The sequence below is a fragment of the Chryseobacterium koreense CCUG 49689 genome, from assembly GCF_001045435.1.
In the GTDB taxonomy this organism is placed as follows: domain Bacteria; phylum Bacteroidota; class Bacteroidia; order Flavobacteriales; family Weeksellaceae; genus Kaistella; species Kaistella koreensis.
In genome coordinates this window covers 1-1,816 of the sequence record NZ_LFNG01000056.1, presented here as the reverse complement: position 1 = coordinate 1,816, position 1,816 = coordinate 1, and the positions used below count along the sequence as shown (strand labels likewise).

General features: G+C 36.0%; 2 protein-coding genes and 1 pseudogene. All 3 read right to left on the bottom strand.

Going from position 1 to position 1,816, the window contains the following annotated elements:
- Positions 1-182: pseudogene (locus ACM44_RS15640) on the bottom strand (hypothetical protein); the annotation flags it as partial.
- A 522-nt stretch (positions 183-704) separates the two neighbouring features.
- Positions 705-1,136: a hypothetical protein gene (locus tag ACM44_RS14750; protein ID WP_048500828.1), complete on the bottom strand. Its 432-nt coding sequence runs from the start codon at positions 1,134-1,136 to the stop codon at positions 705-707.
- 188 nt (positions 1,137-1,324) lie between these two features.
- Complete coding sequence (locus ACM44_RS15545; RefSeq protein WP_053215486.1) at positions 1,325-1,708, bottom strand: alpha/beta hydrolase family protein; 384 nt, start codon at positions 1,706-1,708, stop codon at positions 1,325-1,327.
- Between the last annotated feature and the right edge of the window lie 108 nt (positions 1,709-1,816).

Sequence of the window (1,816 nt, the reverse complement as noted above, 5' to 3'; positions counted from 1 at the left end):
ACATAACCAATAGAGTTTCTCGGCACCATCACCACACCGTTTATCTTGCAACCAAAGGTGTTAGCACCGGTCTGGGTAATGGGAGGCAGTTGTGGGTTGTAGGTGTCCTGCTGGTTTTCGCTGCTTCTGCCGCAGGCAAGCGATAGGGTTGCTAAAGCAAAGATTAGGATTAGGTTTTTCATAATATTTTGTATTTAGTTGGTTTAAAGGTAGTAATTATACTCATTTAGAAATTATGAGTCGGGTCATAGAAACCCAGTTTTAAAGTAAGTCGGCAAACATGGGGCCCTGTCCAAAAGAAATTTTTCCGGAGCAAATCCGGGTTGTGGCACATAGATTTGTGAAAGCGCATTCTCCCAGTTAAAGTTTTGGGCTTTTATAATTATTAAAGAGAAAATAGATGCAAGAAAAATAAGTTTTTTCATGGTTTTTAAAATTTAAGGAAAATTAGTGGTATTAATAGTAGGTTTATAAAACTAAACCGTCCGTCCGTAATAGCGGTTTTTCCATTAGATCTACTTTGCTTCCTTTATTAAGGGAATTTGTAATCGTTAATTGTGTTTTTATTGAAATCAAATCTACCTTCACTGATTTCTAATACATCATTTGGATCCGATACGTTTTTTATTTTTCCAGAAAATGTTCCGCTAATGATGTTCGAATCATTTTTCGTAATAGTGATTGTACCACTATCAGGTATGGCATTATATTGCTTTTTTTAACGTGGGGGACTCATATATTAAATATTCTAAGGTTATTCTTCCCTCGGGGTTATTTTGATCTTGTCCATTTAAAACATAATTTTTTGTTGTAATTCCTTGCACATCATTAATTCGGAGAAAAAAACTTGTACGATTTTTTTTATCTAAACTTATAAAGGGTGTGAAAGTTTTCCCATTGTCATAAGAAAAGTCTATCCAAACTCCATTATATACAGGATATCCAATATTTGACAAATCATTTGTGGAGGATTTAGGAGTATAACCTACCCCATTAATTTTCACGCCAAAGGTATTGGCTCCGGTTTGGGTAATGGGAGGCAGTTGCGGGTTGTAGGTATCTTGCTGGTCTTCGCTGCTTCTTCCGCAGGCAAACGATATGGTTGCTAAAGCAAAGATTAGGATCAGGTTTTTCATACCGTGAAATTTTTTGTTAAAGTTAGGGGCCGTTTTTCATAAAAAAATTGATTGCGATTAAGAAAATATAAAATTTTGAAAAAAATGCGTGCTCCGCTATTTCCGTTTGGTTTCAGATTTTATTCTGGAGTAAAACCCAGGGGATACCCCCAAGTAGGTGGCAATAATTTTGTTTTTTACCCTGTCCTTTATCGGGGAAGACTGTGACCGATGATTGCGATTTTCGATTGATCAATTTTCGGATTTTCATAAAAATAATTTAAAACCGCATCGTAATCCGACATTTCTTTTGAGAAATTATTGTTCCCGAATGATTCCAAATCTGCAAACTCGGTGGGATTTTCTAAAGTAGTTCCGTTGTGTGAAAAATTGAATTTAACGAAGAAGAATCCTGCTTCAGCAAACTTTTCCGCCATCAGATTCCATGCGCCCCAGTCTTTGTAACCTTTATAGCCGTGGGCAAAAATTACCAGCGGAAGTTTTGTTTCTGAATTTGGGTAGTAAGCATCTGCGAGGAAACTTTTTGTTTCAGCGTTTTGAATGATGATGTTTTTTTCCTGATGAACGGCCATAATCTCAATTTTTAACGGAGCTTAAAGTTACCAATAAATCTTTCTGGAAAAATAATTGATAGGAACAAAAACACCATTTTGCAAAGTGAGGTTGCCATTATTATTGTC